The organism is Streptodolium elevatio (assembly GCF_053592165.1).
This window is the reverse complement of record NZ_JBSFVE010000035.1, coordinates 25,011-43,720: the sequence shown is the minus strand read 5'-3', so window position 1 is coordinate 43,720 and position 18,710 is coordinate 25,011. Positions and strand designations below refer to the sequence as shown.

14 protein-coding genes and 1 pseudogene are annotated in these 18,710 nt (G+C 72.5%); 5 read left to right on the top strand and 10 right to left on the bottom strand.

The features are described 5' to 3' along the window. Positions 1-28 precede the first annotated feature (28 nt). Positions 29-2,911: an RNA polymerase sigma factor gene (locus ACWD12_RS37930; RefSeq protein WP_450103433.1), complete on the bottom strand. Its 2,883-nt coding sequence runs from the start codon at positions 2,909-2,911 to the stop codon at positions 29-31. Between the two features lie 361 nt (positions 2,912-3,272). On the opposite strand from ACWD12_RS37930, the gene ACWD12_RS37925 reads away from it, so the two are divergent. The 5 genes and pseudogenes from ACWD12_RS37925 to ACWD12_RS37905 all read left to right on the top strand — a co-directional run bounded on the left by ACWD12_RS37925 (position 3,273) and on the right by ACWD12_RS37905 (position 7,226). Further along, a complete protein-coding gene (locus ACWD12_RS37925) occupies positions 3,273-3,767 on the top strand; it encodes a hypothetical protein (protein WP_450103432.1) in 495 nt (164 codons plus the stop codon). A 297-nt stretch (positions 3,768-4,064) separates the two neighbouring features. Continuing rightward, entirely contained in the window at positions 4,065-4,991 is a 927-nt protein-coding gene (locus ACWD12_RS37920) for a DUF4328 domain-containing protein (protein ID WP_450103431.1), read from the top strand. A 351-nt stretch (positions 4,992-5,342) separates the two neighbouring features. Beyond that, the gene (locus ACWD12_RS37915) at positions 5,343-6,005 is read left to right on the top strand and encodes an RNA polymerase sigma factor (RefSeq protein ID WP_450103430.1); all 663 of its coding nucleotides are present in this window, start codon (positions 5,343-5,345) and stop codon (positions 6,003-6,005) included. 65 nt (positions 6,006-6,070) lie between these two features. Beyond that, entirely contained in the window at positions 6,071-6,421 is a 351-nt protein-coding gene (locus tag ACWD12_RS37910) for a hypothetical protein (protein ID WP_450103445.1), read from the top strand. Between the two features lie 330 nt (positions 6,422-6,751). Continuing rightward, positions 6,752-7,226, top strand: a pseudogene (locus ACWD12_RS37905) (YxiG-like protein). 287 nt (positions 7,227-7,513) lie between these two features. Here ACWD12_RS37905 and ACWD12_RS37900 read toward each other — a convergent pair. The 9 genes from ACWD12_RS37900 to ACWD12_RS37860 all read right to left on the bottom strand — a co-directional run bounded on the left by ACWD12_RS37900 (position 7,514) and on the right by ACWD12_RS37860 (position 18,425). Further along, positions 7,514-9,199: an ABC transporter ATP-binding protein gene (locus ACWD12_RS37900; protein ID WP_450103429.1), complete on the bottom strand. Its 1,686-nt coding sequence runs from the start codon at positions 9,197-9,199 to the stop codon at positions 7,514-7,516. Then, a complete protein-coding gene (locus ACWD12_RS37895; protein WP_450103428.1) occupies positions 9,196-10,017 on the bottom strand; it encodes an ABC transporter permease in 822 nt (273 codons plus the stop codon). Before ACWD12_RS37895 ends, ACWD12_RS37900 begins: the two co-directional genes overlap by 4 nt. Then, positions 10,014-10,964, bottom strand: a complete 951-nt coding sequence (locus ACWD12_RS37890) for an ABC transporter permease (RefSeq protein WP_450103427.1) — start codon at positions 10,962-10,964, stop codon at positions 10,014-10,016. Before ACWD12_RS37890 ends, ACWD12_RS37895 begins: the two co-directional genes overlap by 4 nt. Next, positions 10,961-12,583, bottom strand: a complete 1,623-nt coding sequence (locus tag ACWD12_RS37885; protein WP_450103426.1) for an ABC transporter substrate-binding protein — start codon at positions 12,581-12,583, stop codon at positions 10,961-10,963. The genes ACWD12_RS37890 and ACWD12_RS37885 overlap by 4 nt, the downstream gene beginning before the upstream one ends. 80 nt (positions 12,584-12,663) lie before the next feature. Then, positions 12,664-14,037: an MFS transporter gene (locus tag ACWD12_RS37880; protein WP_450103425.1), complete on the bottom strand. Its 1,374-nt coding sequence runs from the start codon at positions 14,035-14,037 to the stop codon at positions 12,664-12,666. Continuing rightward, positions 14,034-15,167, bottom strand: coding sequence for a dipeptide epimerase (locus tag ACWD12_RS37875; protein WP_450103424.1), 1,134 nt, complete (start codon positions 15,165-15,167; stop codon positions 14,034-14,036). Before ACWD12_RS37875 ends, ACWD12_RS37880 begins: the two co-directional genes overlap by 4 nt. Continuing rightward, positions 15,164-16,228: a PLP-dependent cysteine synthase family protein gene (locus ACWD12_RS37870; RefSeq protein ID WP_450103423.1), complete on the bottom strand. Its 1,065-nt coding sequence runs from the start codon at positions 16,226-16,228 to the stop codon at positions 15,164-15,166. The genes ACWD12_RS37875 and ACWD12_RS37870 overlap by 4 nt, the downstream gene beginning before the upstream one ends. Next, positions 16,225-17,151 (bottom strand): Rossmann-like domain-containing protein, encoded by a 927-nt coding sequence (locus ACWD12_RS37865; protein ID WP_450103422.1) that lies wholly within the window; start codon positions 17,149-17,151, stop codon positions 16,225-16,227. Before ACWD12_RS37865 ends, ACWD12_RS37870 begins: the two co-directional genes overlap by 4 nt. After that, positions 17,148-18,425, bottom strand: a complete 1,278-nt coding sequence (locus tag ACWD12_RS37860) for an ATP-grasp domain-containing protein (protein ID WP_450103421.1) — start codon at positions 18,423-18,425, stop codon at positions 17,148-17,150. Before ACWD12_RS37860 ends, ACWD12_RS37865 begins: the two co-directional genes overlap by 4 nt. Positions 18,426-18,710 lie beyond the last annotated feature (285 nt).

Below are 18,710 nucleotides of genomic sequence, written 5' to 3'. Positions count from 1 at the left end.
GCGTACCTGCCGTTGATGCGCCCGGGGCCTACGGATACTGCGGCGACGCGGTCATGTAGGTCACCTGGAAACCGGAGTTCACCGGGGCGCCCGACGCCGTGAAGCAGGCGACGGTCAGGGTGACGTCGTTCTTGGCGGCGTAGTCGTTACGGATCACGGACGAGCAGTAGCCGCCGCCGGTCGCGGTGACGTGCGTGTAGCTGGAGAGGTAGCCGACGTCGAAGCGGACGGTGTACCGGCCGGTCCCGGTCCGTGTGACGGAGGCGTTGCCCGGCCGGGACATCCACGGTGCGGTGACCGTGGGCGCGGCGGCGGCCGGAGAGTCGGCGGCGACGAGGCCGACGCCGTGCGGTACGCGCCGGTCGTCGAGCAGGCTCTGGCCACCGGTGTGGCTCAGTGCGAAGCCGGTGTCGGCCGGGAGGCCCGCGTACGTCGTGCACGCGATCGACGCGGTGCCGCCGCCCAGGCCGGTGACCGCGCAGTGCCGTGCCGCGGTACCGACCGGAGTCACCTGCACCGTCGACGTGCCGGGCGGAACAGTCATGGTGTAGCTGCCCGCTCCGGTCCGGGTCACGGCCCCGGTGTTCTGCCGGGACGCCGGTGCGGGCTCCTGGCGGCCGGCCGCCGCGTCGGACGCGTGGACGTACCCGCGCGAAACCCCGAGCGTGTTCGGACCGTTCTGGGTGCCGCCGAGGAACATCCCGGTGAACGGTACGTCTGCCGGCGCGCCGAAGCGGTCGAAGCACGCCACCTCGACGGCCTCGTCGACCCCTTGCTGCCACCATGACACGGTCTGGCAGGACGCTCCGGTGTCGGAGAAGACGTTGACGGCGGCGTGGGCGACGCCGCCGGGCGCACCCACATCCGGCAGGGTGATGACGTGCCTGCCTGTCGCGACGTGCGTGACCTGCGCCTTCCGGCCCGATTGCGCGCCGAGCCGCCAGGAACCGTACGTCCAGTTGCTCTCCGCGTTGCCCGGATGCTGGGGGGAGGGGCCGAGGTCTCGTGTGGTGCCGACGGGGTCGTCCGGGTAGCGGAGCTGCCAGAAGCCCCAGGTCGCGCGAATGGTGAGCGGGGGAGGAGGCGGGGGATCGACCACAGGGTTTCCGTTGCCGCCGGTTCCGTTGCCGCTCCCGTATCCGTTGCCGCCGCCGTTCCCGTCTCCGTTGCCCTGGCTGCCGGTGCCGCCGTCGCCGCCAACACCACTGGATCCCCGGCCAGTTGGGGACGTCGCCGGGTTCTCGCTCCGGAGGGTCCCGTCGGGATTCGTCGCGGCGGGCGTGCCCGTTTCGGTTCCCGAAGGCCCAGTGGTGGATCCGCCCCCGGGCGGAGGCAGGGTGCCCGGCGGTCCCGACTGCGTCGGAGCACTCCCGGTCGGCGCCGGGCTTTCGGTTCCGGGGGGAGAACTTCCCTCGCCCGTACCGCCGTCGGGGGGCGCCGAGACTCCTGCCTCCGGACGGCCGGACCCGCTCGCCGCCTGCGACGCGTCGCCGGGCGCGACCGCCGCCAAGGTCACCGCGGCAGCCGTCCCCAACGCCACCAACGCGCCGCCGACGCGCACCGCCAAGGGGTTCTCGGCCGCGACGCGGGTCGTCGCGTTCACCGCGGAATTGACCCCGGGTACGCGCAAGGCCTGCCGCAGCATCGCGTCGCTCGTCGTCCGCGCGGCGGACGCGACCGGGCGCGCCACGCTCTGCGCCGCCGTCCGGACCACCCGGCCGACCGCGGCGAACGGTCCGGCGCCGGTCGAGCCCGCGCCGCCCAACACCGTCCCGACGTCGGCGACGGCGCCCTCGACGGCCGCCCCGGCCGCCGGGGGAGGAGGGAGCGTACGTGCCGGGGCGGCGGGGCCGCGACCCGTCCACCAGGCCAGGACTGTCCGGCGGCGTTGGTCGTCGTCCGCGTTCTGCTGGGCGGCGACGAGAGCGATGCCCGGTCCGAGGGCCCACTGCTTCTCGCACACGGCGTCGCGCATCACGGTCGAGCAGTGTGAGCACACCGGCGCGTGCTTCTTGAGCGCCGCATACTCCTTGCGAGTCGGCACCAACCTGGGCCCGGTGCGGTCGTCGGCGAACAGGGAGTGCAACGGACCGTGTGGCTCCGTGAGTTCGCGGTAGCCGGGGCACGAGCGCATCGCCCGCGCGGCGGCCAGGAGCCCGATCTGCTCGAAGACTTTGGACATCCCGCGGCTCAGCTCGGTGTGCACCTTCTTGTCCGGCCAGTCCAGGTACGCCGCCAGTTCGGCGCCCTTGAACTCGCGCATCTCGGCGAGGCTCCGGTCCAAGTAGGCGCTGACGACGGTGCGTTGGGCACGGGACAGGGAGGCCGCCGCGTCGAAGAGCGCGTCGAACGCCTGCTGTTTGCCGTACACCAGGCCCGGCTCCGCGGGTCCGGCGGCGACGCCCACGGCGCGCGCGGGAGAGTCCTCGGAAGCGGGGTCGCCGTCCTCGAACTCCGCGTCGGTGCGCCGCTTCTTCGCCCTGAACTGCTCGATCAGGACGTAGCGGGCGATGCCCCACAACCATTGGTCGACGCCGTCCCTGATGTCGGCGTTCCTGGCGATGCCGTCGAGTGCGCGGACGAAGACCTCGCTCACGCAGTCGTCGGCGTCGACGCCGGACGGCAGCTTTGCCCGGAACCAGCGCCGCAGCCCCTCATGGTGCTTCTCGTAGAGCGCGATGCGGGCCGCCTCGTCCCCGGCGCGCAGGCGCTGCCACTGGTCGTCCGAGGACCCGTCGGAGGTCACTTCCGCGGTCAGATCCGCGGATACGTCCGCGGCTATTCCCGCGCCCGTGCCGACGGTCTCGTCCCACGCGTCGGCCGTCGTGTCCGCGGCCAAGTCCGGGGCGAGCTGCGCGTGTTCGGACGCCATCCCGCCGTGGGGGCGGTCGTCCGGGTGGGGTTGTGTCATCACACCCTCCTCGAAGGCGACGTGGTGAGTCACCGGAGACGTGGTGCGAGGGAGCCCGTTCTCTCCAACTCGGGTGGAGCAATTATCCGAGACCGCCGACCGGTTGGCAGGCCGATCCGAAACGCGGGCGTCGGCAGCGGCAAGCGGCGAGCCATAAAAGGCCTCGAACTACCCCAAAAGTTCCGCCGAGAGAGCTGGGCGAAAAGTTCCACGAGAAGTTTCCGCGGAACCCGAGAGATGCGGCGATCCCGTGCCACGTCCCCGGTGAACCGGCCGCTCTCCGCGGCCTCCGTACGGCATGCGGCCCGGCCGACAGTCGGACCGGTCCGGACGCCGCCGTCCCGGCAAAGGAATTCGGCTCATGCAAGAACACGTGGACAAGCTGACCCTCGCCCTTCAAGCCGCCTGGATCACCGGCCCCATCGTGATCGTTCTGACCGCGCTGCGGGTGGCGCGCCTGCGCAGCGCGGGCGTGCGTACGACCGGCATCGCCGTTGCGACCCGGCGGGAAGCGCGCACGCGGACCGTGACCGACTCGAACGGGCGCAACCGCTGGGAGACCTACTACGTCGATGTGACCGACGTCAGCTACGCGGACCGGGCGGGCAACCGCTACCACTGCACCGTCGACGGCCGGTACGACTACGGCGAGGGCGTGCCTCTTGTCTTCGCGCCGCGCCGTCCGGACCGTGCGCAGCACGCGTCGGCCGCGTCGTACGGCCGGGTGCTGGTTGCGATCGTCGGGTTTGCGGTCTTGGTGGCCGCGCTGTTGTACGCGCGCCAGGAAGTCTCCAGCGACATCGACCAGTTCTGCTCGGGTCTGAACGCGGACGCCCGCGCCTTCCACGACTGCTGACCCCGCAGGGTGTCCAAACTCGAGGCCGTCAAGGCGATGGGTGGGAGTCGGCCCAGGGTGTGCTTCCTCGGTCAGCCGGCCGCAGTGCCGGGCGTCCGGGCAACAGCGGCGGCGCGTGCGGCCGATGCGAGGGCTGGTGAAGTAGCGGTCTCGGCGTGTCGTTTGGTCCCGACTTCCCGGGTAGTACTGCTGCGTGGTCCGCAACGGGGGCTGTGGCTCGCGGACCGCGTCGTCACGACCCGCCCGCGGTAAGAGATCCGTACCGTCCGATCGGCCGACTTCGAGGGGGAAGTACTCATGGCATGTCCGTACTGCGGCGGCGAGGGAACCCATGCCGTCGGGTGTCCGGGGGCAGGTCAGCAGAACCCGGCGGGGTCCCCGCAGGGGTACCCGCCCGGTCAGCAGCCCTACGGGGGCCGGCAGCAGGGCGGCGAGCCGTATTCGGGGCAGCAGTACCAGGGCCAACAGCCCTACCCGGGGCAGCAGTACGGCCAGCCCTACCCGGCCGCACCTCCGCCGCCCGGAGACTGGGGCATGCAGGGTCCGGGCCAGGGCCAGATCCGCCGGGTCAGCTCGATGGTCACCGCGCTCAACGTCCTCATCGGCATCACGATCGCCGGCGCCGTGTTGTCGGTGTTCGCGTACGTCCAGCGCGCCATGCTGGTCGGCGACGTCCTGGACGGCGAACTCAAGTCCAAGGAGGACGCCGACGACGCCGACGCGTTCGTGAGCGCGACCGGCATCAGCATGCTGGTCTTCCTGGCGGCCGGCATCGTGTTCATGATCTGGCTGCACCGCGCGCGCAAGAACATCGAACTGTTCGGGCCGCCGCCGCACGGCAAGCTCGGTGCCGGGTGGGCGATCGGCGGATGGTTCGTCCCGCTCGCGAACCTCGTACTGCCCAAGCTCGTCGTCGACGACGTCTGGCGCGGCTCCGAGCCGACCGGTTCACCGGCCGAGCAGCGGTCGGGCAAGACCCTGATCCTCGCGTGGTGGCTCGTCTTCGTGGTCTCCGAGGTGCTGTTCTTCGCCGGTACGTTCACCCGCGGCGACGACGGCAACGAGGACGGCATGCCCAAGCTGACGAAGGCCGAGGACCTCGACGCGTGGCAGACGGCCGACTGGCTTCTGGCCGCCGGGTACGGCCTGCTCGTCGTGGCCGGCGTGCTCGCGATCATGGTCGTCCGGCGCATCAGCGCCGCCCAGGCCGCCCGCGGCGCCTGATCCACAACCGCTTCCGCAGCACCGCGTAGGCCGCCCCGGCGAACCCCTGGGCGGCCTACGCCGGATCGGTCTCTACAGGGTTCGACCCTCCCGGCCTCGGTCCTGTTCCACGGCTCCCGGAAAACTTGGGCCCGTGCGGAATCCTTTTCGGTCCCTGCCGCCTCTTGTTCGTGTACCGGCCGAACGGGCCGGGGGAAGCGGGAGGGAACATCCATGGTTGTCGGCCTGATTGTGATCGGGGCTCTACTGGTGGGTGCGTGCAGTTGGCACCTGACGCGGCGCTACAAGAGCCGCAGCTGACCAGGGCCTGTGCGGGACCCGCGCGGGAGGCGTTCCGATATGAGTAGGCACATGAACCCACGCCCTTCCTGGCCGGACGAGCGGCTGATCAAAGCCGCCCAGGACGGTGACATCACGTCGCTGACCGCGGTCGTCATGGAATCGCAGCCCCATGTGCGCAGGTTTGCGATGTCGCTGTGCGCCTCGCCGCAGGACGCGGAGGACGCGGCGCAGGAGGCGCTGATCATCCTCTACCGGAAGATCGGCACCTTGCGGGCCAGCGGCGCGCTCGCGTCGTGGATGTTCCGAATCGTGCGCAACGAGTGCCTCCGGCATGTACGCACGCTCGTCTCGCGCAGCGACCGGGCGCCGGGCGAGACGGACACGTACGCGGAACCGTCCGCCGAAGACGCGGTGCTGCGCTCGTTGGAAGCGGAGCTGATCGCGGCCGCGGTGAGCGCTCTTCCGCGCGACCAGCGGCAGGTGCTGATCATGCGGGACGTGCAGGGCCTGCCGGGCAGGACGGTCGCCCGTTCGCTCGGTCTGAGCAACGCGGCGATGAAGTCGCGGCTGCACAGGGCACGCGTGGCCCTGCGCCAGGCCCTGGCGGCGGGCGACCCGGCAGTTGGAGCTGATGGAGCTGATGGAGCAGGTGGAGCCGGTGCGGTGGACGAGGTGCCGGCCGCGGTCGTCGGCCGACCGATCGGAAAGGAGCCAGGACCGTGGAAATCGTGAACGCAGGGGATGACACCGCGCACGCGGACGGCACCGCGCATGCCGTACGGTCCGCGCCGGGAGCGGTGGCCCGGGCGGCCGCCGTACGCCCCGCGGCACCGGCGACGAACTTCGCCAGCCGCTCCGTTCCGCGCCATCTGGCCCGCGGCGTCATCGGAGTCGGGCTGATCGTCGGCGCGATCGCCCTGGTTCCCGTCGCAGGCCCGGTCGCCCTGCTCGCGGCGCCGCCGGCACTGGTGGCGTTTCGCGGCTGCCCCACGTGCTGGCTGATCGGGTTGGCGCAGACCATCTCCCGCGGTCGCCTGGAACGTCAGTGCGACGACGGGGTGTGCACCCTCGGCAAGCCGCGGCAGGAGGCCGAGGACCCGGGGCCGCGGTCATCGCGTCCGGGGACACATGTTCGCCCAGGGAGGTGAGAATCGCGGCAGGACGTCCTGGGGATCTTGGGCGATGCCCTCGGGGCGCTGTCCGTCCGCCATGCCGCCCGCCCGGCCGCCGAGTTGTCTCGTCGGCGGGAACAGTGCGGCTCCGCGGTCCTCGGGTGCGACACTCGCCACGGCCTGACGGTGTGCCCCGCAAGTAGATGTCCGGGCAGGTGGCCGACGGCGACGGCGGCCACCTGTCCGGCACGTCCCGCGGCCCTGACTGCGATGCCGTAGGGCCGGTGCGGACCGGTCGATGCCCGTGGCGCGGCCGGCCGCCTCGGACCGGCACTCCGGAGGGCGGAGTGCGGTATCAACGGCGGTATGGACACCGATGTACTAGAACAACTGCTGGACGAGATCTTCGACCACGCTGTCGTGCACCACGGATACACCGACTACATGCGCGACTACGAGTTCATCGTCTACATGACGGCAGATCCCCGTAGCGGCGTCGCACCGGCCTACCTGCGGTACCTCTTCCGGTACTGCGTCGAAGCGCGGTGCGAGACTTCGGTACAGCCGGAGACGTGGAAGGTCGTCCTTGGACGACCGGCTCATCGTCCACGAAACCGGCGCCGACCTCGACGGGTACGTCTGGGGTGTGAAGTGGCACCGCCTGTATCCCGGAGCCCGGCTCCTTCCCGGCTCGGCGGCGACCCGGCGCTGGTCGAAGGCCCTCGGGATCGAGTTCCACGAGGTCCGCATCGAGACCAATGCGCACAACCTGAACCTGGTCTTCTCCGACCTTCAGGTGAATCAAGTCCCTGTGGGATACGCGCCGTTCGTCACCGAATGACACCGCTCCGCCGCTCTGCCGCGGGGACTGTACGCGGGCCGCGGCCCGGGCGCCGACGGACGGCACGGCCGGGAGGCGCGACGACACGCCGACCGCGCTGCTGATCACCTCGTACGCCGTGTTCGGACTCGGCTTCGGCATGGTGAACGCGCCGATCACTTTGTAGGAGCGCGTCGCCCCGGCCTGCCCGCCGACGCCGGGCGCACACTGAAGGGGTTCGCCCCGGTGCCCCGGTGCCCCGGTGCCCCGGAGACCGCCGTACGTCGCGCCGCCCGCCGGAGAACGCGTCAAGGCGCCGGGGCCGCCGCGAGGTCGGCCGACAGCAGTGCCGCCGTCAGCGGGTGAGTCGGGCGGTCGAGGAGTTCGGCGGCCGGCCCCTCGTCGACGATGCGCCCGGAATCCATGACCGCGATGCGGTCGGCGAGCCGGGCGGCGACCGCGCGTTCATGGGTGATGACCAGCAAAGCGAGGCCCCGGACGCGGAGTTGGGTGTCGAGCAGGTCGAGTACGGCGTCCCGGGCCAAGGGGTCCAGGCCCGCGGTGATCTCATCGCAGACCAGGACGTCGGGGTCTGCCGCGAGTGCGCGGGCGAGCGCAGCCCGGCGCAGTTCGCCGCCGGAGAGTGCCTGGGGGCGGCGTCGTGCGATGGCCTCGTCGACACCCATGGCCGCGAGGATCCGCACTGCCCGGTCCTCGGCGGCCCGCGGATCGGCGTCGCGCAGGCGTACGGCCGGCCGGGCCACCTGGTCGAGCACGCTGCGGCGGGGGTCCAGCGAGGCCCGGGCGTCCTGGAACACGTATTGCACGCGGGCGAGTTCGCCGCGGCTCCGGTCCGCGGCCGAGGCGGTCAGCGGTTGTCCGTCCAGGCATACCGATCCGCGCCGGTCCCGGTGCAGACCCACCAGGCAGCGCGCCAGCGTGGTCTTGCCGCTGCCCGACCGCCCGACCACGGCCAGCGAGGTGCCGCGGGTCAGTCGCAGTGAGACGTCGCTGAGCGCGTCCGCGCGTCGGCGACCGCCGTACCAGGCGGACAACTCGGAGACCACGAGCCCGTCGACGGACCGGCTCGACGAGTCCGGAAGGCCGTCGTCCGGCCCTTCCGTTGCCTGGGCGGCGACGGCATCGGCCGCTGCCCGCGGGGCGGCGGCATCGGCTGCTCGGACCGTCACGGCCTCGGCCGGGTGCGCGGCGCGTCCGCAGTCCGCCGCGACGAGTGCCCGGGTCAGGGGCGCGGACGGGCGGCTGAGGACCGCCTCGGCGGTCCCGTACTCGACCTGCCGCCCCCGGTCCAGCACGAGTACGTCGTCGGCGACGCGGCGGACCACGTCGAGATCGTGGCTCAGCAGCAACACCGCCATCCCGTCGTCGGCCAACACCCTTATACGGTCAGCGACTTCGCGGCGTAGGACGGCGTCCAGCCCGGTGGTGGGCTCGTCCGCGACGACCACGCGCGCACGGGCCAGCAGGGCGTGGGCGATCACGATCCGCTGCTGCTGCCCTCCGGAGAGCTGGTGCGGGAACCGCCGGTGCAGGGACCCGTCGTCGGGCAGACCCACCTGACGCAATGCCGAGGCGACCGCCGCACGCACGAGCACGCGCCTTTCCCGGCGGCCAAGTTCGGCGGCCGGGAGATGGCGGCGGGCGATCTCGCGCAGTACCGGTCCGATGCGCAGTGCGGGTGCCAGTGCGCCCGCCGGGTGCTGCGGAACGTAGGCGACCGGGCCCGGCGGGACAGGCTCCCGGGCGGACACCGCCTTCCCGTCCACGGTCACCGTTCCACCCACCACGCTTCGCGCCGGGTACTCGCCGAGGATCGCCGCCGCCCCGGTGGTCTTGCCGCTGCCCGACGGCCCGACCAGCGCCAGGACGCGACCGCGGTGCAGGTCGAAGGAGAGGCCGTCCACCAGGAGTCGGTCCGCGACGCCGACACGCAGATCGACGACGGATACGACGGGGACCGATTCTGACGTCACGTGGTCTCCCGGCGACGGTGGAGGGCTTGATCGAACAGCAGATTGAGCCCGACGGACATTGCGGTGACCAGCAGCGCCGGGACCAGGACGGCCCACGGTTGCAGGAACAGTCCCGGCCGGTTGCGGTCCACCATCACGGCCCAGTCGGCCGCGTCCGGTGCCACACCGACGCCGAGGAAGGCCGCGGACGCGACCAGGTACAGGGCGCCCACGATGCGCATGCCGAAATCGGTCGACAGCGTCGGGAGCACCGTGCCACCGAGGTAGCGGAAGTTGCGACGCCACCACGACTCGCCGGTCAGCAACATGGCCTCCATGGCAGGGCCGGACGCCGCCGCCAACGCCGCCGCCCGGCTGATCCGGGCCACCTCCGGCAGCATGATCAGGGAGACCACCCCGCCGAGCACCAAGGGGCCGGGCCGGCTCAGGCCCGCGATCAGCAGCAGGGTCAGCAGCGACGGCACGGACAGCAGGATGTCGAGCGGCCGCATGAGGACCTCGTCCACCCACCGCCGCCGCGCGGCAGCCGCACACATCCCCCAGGGAACCCCCACGATGTACGCGGCGACCGCCGCGCCGCCGCCCACCAGCACCACGGTGCGCCCGCCAAGGAGGACTTGGTCCACCACATCGCGCCCGACGAAGTCGGTGCCCAGCAACGCGTCCGCACTCGGCGGAGCGTAGGCGCCCGAGCGCGGGTCGGCCGGGTCGGCGAGCCACGGTCCCAAGAGGGCACAGATGAGGGGGAGTCCGAGGAGGACCACAGCGCACAGGACGAAGGCACGGCGGCGTCGAGGATGCTCGGGTGCGCCGGTCACGTCGCGACCCCGGCTCGCGGCGCGAGACGGAAGGCCGCGAGGTCGGCCAACAGGTTGACGGCGACCGTCGTGGCCGCGAAGACCACTGCCAGGCCCTGCACCACCGCGACGTCACGGGCCGCGACGGCATCGACCAACGCCGTGCCCAGGCCCGGGACCACGAACACCGCCTCGACCACGACCACGCCACCCAGCAGCCAGTCCGCGGTCCGGGCCAGGTGCTGCGCGGCCGGGGCCAGCGCCCCGGGCAGCGCGTGCCGGCACAGCACGCGGCGCGACGACAGGCCCAGACGCCGGGCGTGCCTGACGTGCTCCGACGCGTAGGCGTCCAGCAGCCCGACGCGTACCAACCGGGCCAGCGAGCACACCGGGCGGATCGCCAGCACGACGAACGGCAGGACGAGGAACGCCGGTTCGGCTGTGAGGTCGGAGCCCGCGCCGACCGCGGTGGCGGGCAGCCAACCCAGGTGCAGTGCGAACACCGCCACCAGTACCACGGCCAACGCGAACTCCGGTACGGAGTAGAGCGCCACACCGACCACGGTGAGCCCTCGGTCCAGCAGCCCGCGTTCGCGTGCCGCGGCGGCTGCGCCCAACAGCACCGCGACCGGTACGACCAGTGCCAGCGTGCCGAAGGCGAGCAGCGCTGTCGGTGCGAGCCCGCGCGCCAACTCCTGCGCAACCGGCCGGCCGGACGCCAGCGAGGTGCCGAGGTCGCCGTGCGCGATGCCCGCGAGCCACCCGGTGAACCCGTCGAAGGCCGATACGTTCAAACCGAGTTCATCGCGCAGTGCGGCGATGCGTGCGGGGTCGGGGTTGTCGCCGGCGCGTACTACCGCGGCATCGCCGGGCAGTGCCTCGGTGAGGGCGTACACCGCGCTTGCCGCGGTCAGGACCTGCAGCAGTCCGAGCACCAGGCGGCGCAGCGCGTACCGCGCGGGGCTCACGCCAGCCACACCTTGTCGAAGCGCGCCCAGTCCAACGTGTTCGCGGGTGCGTTGGCGACGCCTGCGAGATTCTTGGCGGTGCCCACGAGCCAGTCGGCGAACCCCCAGACCAGATAACCGCCTTCGGTGTGCAGCAGGCGCTGCATGTCCAGGTACGTCCGGCGCCTGACCGCCTCGTCGGCGGTGCTCACCGCCGTGTCGTAAAGCGCGTCGAAGTCCCGCCTCGCCCACTTGGTGACGTTCGTGGTCGATCCGGTGAGCAGCCGCTGCGCGATGTGCGTCTCGATGGGCATGGCACCGGAACGGAAGCAGGACAGAACGCCGGCGTCCTTGGTGTCTTTCCAGTACGTGTCCTTGTTGCCGACCGCCGGCTCCAGGCGGAGCCCGGCCTCACGCGCCTGCGCGGCGAAGACACTTGCGGCCTCCAGGAACCCGGTGGCCGCCTCCGACGTGTCGAGCCGGATGGTCGAGCCCGCCGCGCCGGATCGTTCCACGAGCCACTTGGCCCGGTCGAGGTCGCGGACCCGCTGCGGTATCTCGTCGGCGTAGTAGCGGTATCCGCGGCCGAAGAGGTCGTTGCCCACTTGTCCGGTGCCGGCGAGCACGGTCTCCACCAGGGACGGCCGGTCGGCCAGCAGGAACATCGCCTCGCGCAGGTCGCGGTTGTCGAAGGGCGGGCGGTCGACCTTCATCGCGAAGGCCTGCATGGCGCTGTTGGCCAGGCGGAGGACCGAGATGCGGTCGCTGTCGCGGTGTATGCGCGCCGAAGTGGGGCTGAGTTCGTGGGCATAGTGCACCTGGCCGCCGACCAGGGCGTTGACACGTGCCGATTCCTCGTTCGCGACGACGAACTCGAGTTCGTCGAGGTACGCCGCGCCGTCCCAGTGGTCGGCATGGCGGCGCAGCAGCAGCGAGCGTCCCGGCTCGACGGACGAGTACACGAACGGACCGGATCCGACAGGCCGTTCGAACGTATCCGCGCCCTCGGGGACGATGTACGCGCCGAAGGCGGCCAGCACGTTCGGGAACTCCGCGAACGGTCGCTTCAACGTGAACTCCACGGTGCGATCGTCCACGGCCCGGGAGGCGGCCAGATCTATGACGCCCAGGTTGGGCTTGGCGCGAAAGCTCCGCCTGGGGTCGAGGATGCGGCCGTAGCTGTACAGCACGTCGGCCGCGCGCACGGTACGCCCGTCGTGGTAGACGGCCGGGCGCACCGTCACGCGCCACTTGGTCAGCGAGGCGTCCGATTCCCAGCGCTCCGCGAGACGCGGGACGACCGACAGGTCGGGGCCGTGGTCCGCGAGCTTGTCGAACATCGCCTTGGCGCGGGCCGCTTCGACGAACAGGTTCGCCAGGTGCGGATCCAAGGTCTCCTGCGCCCCGCCTCCCGCGAACACCGCGCGCAGGCGACCACCGGGCCGGGGACGGGAGTTCGCACTCGCGGGGGAAGCCGACCGGTCCGCGGCGCAGCCGGCGAGCGCGGCTCCGGCGGCCGCGACCGCCAGCGAGCCACCCAGGAAGCGCCTGCGGGAGAGGGCGGGACGGAACGCTTCGAGCGGGCGGTGGCCGATCGAGGCAAGCGGGGAACGGTCGGGGAAGCGTGCATGGGAACGCATGGAGCACCTTTCGCGGGAACAGGTCGGGAGGGTCGAGCCGTCCCTCCGGCAGCCGGTCATGCCGGGGCCGGGGGAAGGGATCAGTGCCGGGAGGGACGCCCCTGGTCACCGGGTTGCGAGGGCTTGGCGTCGTCGTCCGGTCCGTCGTCCGGTCCGCCGTCCGGTCCGCCGCCCGCGGCGTCGTGCCTGACCGCGGTGTCGTCGTCCGCCCTGGGGTCTTCGCGTGCCAGAGCGCCTCTGCGGTCGAGCCGCAGCACGGCCGCCGCCGACCCGAAGCCGAGGGCCGCGCACACGGCCCACGGCGTCCAGCCGCCGGTGCCGCCGCCCAGGTCGGCGGCCTGCCCGACCGCGGCACTGCCGAGCGCGGCGATGACGCCCGACACGGTGTAGAAGACGCCGAAGTAGGTGCCCGACAGGTCGCTTCTGGCGTACGCCGGGATCAGCTCCATCACGAACGGCTGGGCGACCATCACCCCCAAGGCCAGGAGCAACGCCGCGGCGCAGACCGGCAGCATGCGCGCGACGACCAGGCCGCCCCCGCCACCGGACGGCCCCGAGGTCAGCGGCAGCGCGGCGAGGGGGACCAGGAACGCGGCGCCCATCAAGGAGACTCCGCATGCGATGGCCCGACCGCGCCGGACGTGGGACGCGCGCCGGGTCACCCTTACCTGCCAGGCAAGCGTGGCGCCGGTCGAGACGAGGAACAGGACCGCGGTCGCACCGCCGTGCCCGGTGGCGCGTTCGGCTTCCATGGGCAGTACGAGGTAGAGCTGATTCTGCAGCGCATAGAGCCCGGACAAGGCGAACGTGAAGGCGAGGAACCGCCGGTCGCCCAGGCACAGTCGCCAGTCGGCGGTCACCGTGCGTCCGCTGCGGGACACCGGCCGCGCCGGCAGCACGCACGCCTGGGCGACGGTCAGCACCGCGAACACCGCCGCGGCCACCACCGCGCCCGCGCGGAAGTGCCAGACGAGCATGGCAGCCCCGAGCAGCGGCCCGGCCAGCGCACCGGCGTTCGCGAACACGTTGAACAAGGCGAACGCCTCCGCCCGGCGGTCCGGTTCGACGGAGTCCGCGAGGTACGCGCGCACCGCGGGATTGAACAGCGCCCCCGCGAGCCCGGACAGAACCGACGCGGTCAGCAGGATCGCCAGGGAGTCGCCCACCGCGAACAGCCCGAACCCGACCGTGCGCAGGCCGCACCCGGCGATGATGACACCGCGCGCGCCGAGCCGGTCCGAGGCGCTGCCGCCGAGGAGGAACATGCCTTGTTGGCTGAGGTTGCGTACGCCGAGGACCACGCCGATCAGGGCGGCCGACATGCCCACATCGTCGGCGAGGTAGCCGGCGAGGAACGGGACCAGCAGGTAGAACCCGGTGTTGACACCGAACTGGTTGACGAGCAGGAGCCGAACCGGCAGAGGGAAGGAACGGTAGAGCCGTCGGGTCGTCACGGCGCCTCCGCGCGGCGCCGCACGCCGAGGCCCGGTGCGCCGGAGAGCCGCAGGACGCCGTCCTCGCCGCCGATCCCGGTCCAGGGGTCGCGTGCGATCAGCAGGTGCCCGTCGAGGTCGATCCACCGGGCGCGGGCGGCCAGGTGCACGGCGGGGGCGAGGCCGAGCGAACTGGCGGCCAGGCAGCCGAACATCACGTCCAGGCCGTGCGCGGAGGCCAGTTCGGCGCAGCGGACCGCGGCCGCGATGCCTCCGCACTCGGCCAGCTTGAGGTTGACGCCGTGGACGACCCCGGCGAGGCGCGGGATGTCGGCGGCCGTACGCGCGTCCTCGTCCGCGACGACCGGGACCGGGCTGCGGGCCGCGACCCAGGCCAACCGGTCGAGTGTCCCCGGCGCGACGGGCTGTTCGACCGCCTCGACCGCGAACTCCGCCATTCGGTCGAGCAGTCGGACGGCCTGGTCGGGCGACCATGCGCCGTTCGGGTCGAGCAGGACGCGTGCTCCCGGTGCCGCCCGGTGGACCGCGGCGAGACGGGCGAGGTCGTCGGCCGGATTCGGCGACCCGGCCTTGACCTTGAGCACCGTGAAACCGCGCTCCGCAAGTCGGCGGGCCCGGGTGGCGGCTGCGGCGGGGGAGGTGATGCCGATGGTGTACGCGGTCGGGGTCGGCCGAAAGGCCGGTTCCCCGAGCAGCGCGTGGACGGGTTGTCCCGTGTCGCGCCCCCACAGGTCGTGTGCCGCGGCGTCGACGGCTGCGAGTACGCCCGGCGCGTCCGCGAGCGGTGCGCCGGGGCCGTCGGCCAGTTCCGGCAGCCGGGCGAGCAGCGTCGCGAGGTCGGGCCGGGCGTCGGCCCAGCGCGCGACACGGCGCAAAAGGGCGTCGATGCGCGCCGGCCCGAGCCCCTGGCGCGCGCTGGTCACGACTTCCCCGTGTCCGGATCCGTCCGCGCCGTGGTCCCCGACCGCGTCGTCCGGATCGGAGTCCGGACGGCGAGCCGCCGCCCGCTCGGCGGACCGTGGGGTGTGGTGCAGGGTCACGGTGAACGCGTCGCGTGTGGTCGTCACCGAGCGGGATATACGGAACGGCTCACGCATCGGCAGGGGCGCGCTGGTCCAGGTCAGTTTCATGCCGGAGCTCCGTGGTGCACCGCGGGTGCCGGGTCGAGCGGATCGGTGACGGCGCCGCAGCGCGCCCACGTGGCGCTTGCGGCGGCCCGCGGCGAGGCGATCTCGACGGGGTGCTGCGCGGTCGACCCGAAGAGTCCGTGGTGGCGGCAGTACGCGTCGTCGTAGATGGAGTGCGCGTACCGGTGCGGGCCGTCCGGGAACACCGCTGCCACGCGTGCGCCGGCCTCGGTCCTGGCCACCCACGCCGCGACGCGGGCCACCGCGCCGGTGCTCCAGCCGCCGGTCACGAATGCGTGGGCGGCGAGGCGGCGGCAGGTGTCGGCGGCCTCGGCGGGGCCGATCCAGTGCACTTCGTCGAACTGCCGGTACGCCACGTTCCGCGGGTGGATGCCGCTGCCCAGGCCACGCATGAGCCGGGTCCCCGGACGGCGGCCGAAGATGGCGGAGTTGACGGTGTCGACGCCGATCAACCGCAAGCTCGGCCAGTGGCACCGGAGTTCGTGGACCACGCCGGAACTGTGGCCGCCGGTACCGACGCTGCAGACCAGCACGTCGAGGCCGTCGAGGGCGGCGACCAGTTCCCGGGCGAGGCCCGCGTACCCGGCCGGATTGTCGGGGTTGCCGTACTGGTCGGGCCAGTATGCGCCGGGGATGTCGCGCAGGAGGTTGCCGAGCCGGTCGAGCCGGGCCTGCTGCCAGCCGCCGACGGCGTGCGGGCGCGTGACGACCTCAAGCCGTGCGCCGTACGCGGTGAGCATCGCCCGCATCTCGGGCTCCAGTTCGGCGTCCACCACCAGGACGACGGGGTGGCCGAGGGCCTGCCCGGCGAACGCCAGGCCGATGCCGAGGGTGCCGCTCGTGGACTCGACGACGGTGTCCCCCGGGCGCAGTTCGCCGCGGGCCCGGGCGGCGCGCAGCATCGAGACGGCGGCGCGGGCCTTCATGCCGCCTGCCTGGAGGCCCTCCAGCTTCGCCCAGAACCCGGCGTGCGGGAGCGGCAGCGGAGCCGTGATGCGGGTCAGCGGGGTGTTCCCGACCAGGGCGAGCAGAGCCGCGTTCACCAGGTCTCCTCACGGACGATGGGAGTCGTTTGCGGGGCCGGCCGTGCGCCGCGCGGGCGCACTGGAGTGCGGTACCGATGGATGGCGGTCGGTCCGCCGTCGAGCCAGAAGAACGGGTAGGGCTCGGCGGAGACCGCGGTGACGCCGTGCCCGAGGAAGAACGGCGCGACCGCGCTCGCGGTCTGGGCGAACAGCACAAACGGCTTGCCGGTCGCGCGGGCGTGCGCGGCGAGAGGTTCGAAGGTGCCGTTGCCGAGCGTCATTCCGGACGCCAGGAGCGCGTCGCAGGCGTCGAGGTGGCCGGTGGCGTCGCGCTCGTGTGCCTCGCCCCATTCGGTGACCCCGGAGCGCAGGTCGCATGGGACGTACCGGAAGCCGCGTTCGCGCAACTCGGCGAGCAGTGAGTTGACGACGCCGACCACGAGCACCCGGGCGGGGGGCGTGGCCGGGAGCAGGTCGACGACTGCGGACGCCCGCGTCCGCGACTTGTCGAGCGAGTCGCCGGACGGGATCCGGACCGTGTCGTCGGCGTGCCCGGCATGCGGCCGCAGGTGCATCAGGTAGGCGTCCAGCGTCGCCACGCGGATGGCGCGCGCCGGATGCGCGAGCAACGCCGCGACGTCCTGTCCCGCGCATCCGAGGACGGTGTCGTCCGGGACCTCGCCGGGCTCGAGGGCGCACGAACCCACGGCCGCCCCGACCCGCAGGCTCACCACGTCGTTGCGGTAGCCGGTCAGGCGGCCGTGATGGCGTACGCCCTGTCGCGTGACGAAGCAGGTGCCGACGCGCAGTTGCGCGGGGTCGGGTCCGAGCAGGCCTGATACGGCGGCATGCAGCAAGGCATCGACGGTCGGCGGGACTTCGGGCTCGGGCGAGGAGCCGGTGCGGACGGCCGGACCGACGCCGAGACTTCGCCGGGTCATGCCGCGGCCGGTTCCGGATCGGGGGTGATCTCGACGGAGACGCCTCGGAGGAGCTCTTCGGCTCGCGTGCGTGCCCCGGCGCCGTCGCGGTCGAGCACCATGACGTGGCCCAGGTAGTGGTTGTTGCTGCGGCCGTCGCCGACCCGCGTCCCGGCGGGCTTGACCTGCCACTCCACGACGTCGGGAGCGTCGCACGGATCGGGGGCGGCGGGCGATGCGGCCAGGGTTCCGGGGAGTTCGGGCAGCAGGAAGGAAACGGCGGCACTGCGTACCCCGGTGTCCGCGGGCGCCAGGTCGGGCTTCTCGCCCAACGCCAGCCGGGCGGCGGCCATCGGCAGGTCGATGCCGGTGACGCGGCGCACCAGCTCGGTGATGCGGTTCCCGGCCGGCCGGGGGTTGATCTCGACGAGCCGGGGGCCGGCCGCGGTGAGCCTGAACTCGGTGTGTGCGACGCCGTGTTCGTAACCGACGGCGGCCAGGGCCGCAACCGCGGCGTCTGCGGTCGCCGAGCGGTCCGCGGCGCCGAGATCCGCGGGGAACATGTGGCCCGACTCCACGAACCACGGTGCCGCCGCGAGCGACTTGTCGGTGATGCCGACCACATGAGTGCGGCCCTGCCAGGTGACGGTCTCCACGCTGACCTCGGGGCCGTCCAGCACCTCCTCGAGCAGCAGCAGCGGAACCCGCTCCTGGTGGCGGGCGTTGACCGGGAACTCGGCCAGGGACCGCCAGGAGTGCAGCAGTTGACTCTCGTCGGCAACCTCGCGTACGAACATCCCGGCGCACAGGTCGACCGGCTTGACCACGAGCGGGTACCCCAGCCCACGAGCCGCGGCGGCCGTCTCGCGCCAGCCCTCGGTGACGGCGTACCGGGGCCCGGGCAGCCCGGCGTCGTCCATTGCCGCGCGCGTACGGTCCTTCCGGCACGCGCGCTCCACCGCCTGGACCGAGGCCCCCGGCAGGCCCAGCCGCGCCGCGACGGCCGCCGCGGCAGGCAGGTAGTAGTCGCACGAGGACAGGACCCCGTCGAACTCCATTGCCGCGTGCAGCCGTTCGACGGTCGCAAGCAGTTGCGCCAGGTCGTTGGTTTCGGTGGTCACCACGTTGCCGCCGGACAGCAGCGGGTGCACGCCTCCGGCGCCCGGCTCGCCCTGGAGGTAGTGCCCCAGGTCGCGGGTCGCGAATGTGAAGGTGTGCCCGGCTTCGCGGATTGCCCTGGGCAGCAGCGTGCTCATGGCCCCCACCCAGCTCTCCACCACGAGGAGATGTCCCATCCCGCCCCTCCTAAAAGAGAATGAAAACCATTATCGTTTTCAGAGAGATTTCTAGCCCATCCCGCGGGGCCGCGTCCAGTCGGATCGGTGAAACGCGGGGCCGCCGACGTTTCACCGCCGCGGTGGGTGGCGCATCGGGATGATCGGGCGGCAGGAGTGAGGGCGCGGGGGAGCGGCTGCGTCGGAGCGGTGGTTTCGTGGCAGGTCGTCGGCCGCCGGCGGGCCGGTCGTGGCCGCGCTCGGGATCGTCGCGGGTGCCTGGGGCGATGGCTGAGGTGCGACGTC